Origin of the sequence: Cytobacillus firmus, from assembly GCF_023715565.1 — a bacterium.
Lineage (GTDB): Bacteria > Bacillota > Bacilli > Bacillales > Cytobacillaceae > Cytobacillus > Cytobacillus firmus_C.
Map to the genome: position 1 here is coordinate 1 of NZ_JAMBOJ010000125.1, position 1,612 is coordinate 1,612.

1 protein-coding gene is annotated in these 1,612 nt (G+C 43.5%); it reads right to left on the reverse strand.

From position 1 onward, the window contains the following. Positions 1-149: 149 nt before the first annotated feature. Entirely contained in the window at positions 150-1,235 is a 1,086-nt protein-coding gene (locus M3205_RS25015) for a YkvI family membrane protein (RefSeq protein ID WP_251172348.1), read from the reverse strand. Between the last annotated feature and the right edge of the window lie 377 nt (positions 1,236-1,612).

Here is a 1,612-nt window from a genome sequence, read left to right on the forward strand (position 1 = left end):
AAGGAAATTCACTGCCAATCACTGAGAGCATAGCAATTCTTACTACTAAAAATAGAAAAAGATGAATTTGAATGTGCTCAAATTCATCTTTTTCACTATTTGAAACTAGTTATGTCCCAGCCTCTTCCTTTTGAATCTTTCTAAAGATATTAAGATTTAACTCCAACTCCGATACCTATATTACCAACAGCCTTCCTCTTCCCCCTAAACCAAGCAAACACAATCGCCGCTATCAGTGTAAATCCTAAGTACCCCATTAAAGGATAAACCGTTCCGACCAAGGTGATGAAGCCGATGAAACTGGCGCCAAAAGCGGCAGCTCCAAATAATACCACAAAGGCGTTGAACTTAGGATTCTCTCTTTTTACGATTCTTACAGTGAAGGCATATAGCATCCCAACAGCTGTGTTGTAGATCATGCCCAGCAGGACGACGAACATTAAAAGTCCAAATGCGGGAGAAATTTCATTTGCAAGAGCAAGGATTGGCATTGGGGATCCCTCCACCACATCCATTTTAACCAGCATGGCTACATTGATAAGTAAAATCAGAACACCAAGTCCAACTCCGCCTAGGATGCCGCCCATGCCAGCCTGCTTTTCATCTTTTGTTGTGCCGCCCATGACAGCAAGCATCGCTGCACCAGCCGCAATATTGTAAGAAACATATAGTAATCCGCCCATAAACCAATTGGATGCGGCTGGCGTCCCGCTTTCCACCAATTTCTGAACTTCTAAGAAGTCCACCTCCATCGTACTTAGAGCATAGCCGCAAATAATAACCACCATAAGCAGGAGAAATGGCGTGACCATGCTGATTATTGAGATGACTTTTTGGATGTTGAGACATACTGTCAGAATCGTAAACACCGCCATAATGATATTCCCAGCTATGCTCGGGATGCCGAACTGTTCTTCGAAAATCGATCCCGATCCGGCAAGCATGACGACGGCCACCCCGAAAAGGAAGAATGTAATGATGAAATCAACAGCCATTCCAAGATACTTTCCGCAAATATGGTAAATCACATCTTTATGGGAATCTGTCTGAAGGCGGCTTCCAAGCTGCGTTAAATTCATGCCGAGAAAGGCAAAGAAAAAGGTCGCCAGCACGGCTCCGGCTAACCCCATCCAGCCGAAGGAAGTAAAAAACTGCAAAATTTCCTGTCCCGAAGCAAAGCCTGCTCCGACAATGACCCCAATAAAGGCCCCGGCAATCTGAATACTCTTTTTCATTCTGATTCCCCCTTTTGATATTTGAATTTTTTGACAACTTTACGTAAAAGAGAAAGAGAGAATTCTCTCTCTTTAAAGACCATTGGAGCTTGATCGTTTGATTTGAGTCGCACTATTTTTGTCGTTGAGTGCCATTCGTGCCCCGTAATTCGGTTTGAACGGTATTATTCCACCTGTTTAGGGCCGCTGGTGTTTGATTATTTCACTTGAGTGGCTCTATTCTCACCGTTTGGGGCCGCTCGCGCTCCATTTTTAGTCAAGTCCACTATTTTGTGTAAATTCATTCCTAGGAAAAACAAGTTATTTAGCTCTATGTTTTTGAAGTAGTGGAAGGGGCCCCTTCCACTACTTCAAAAATTTCGCTCCGCAGATTCTAC

Bases quoted from the DNA above. Each gene is read 5' to 3' on its own strand.
- M3205_RS25015 (WP_251172348.1), bottom strand. From the start codon at position 1,235: ATGAAAAAGAGTATTCAGATTGCCGGGGCCTTTATTGGGGTCATTGTC.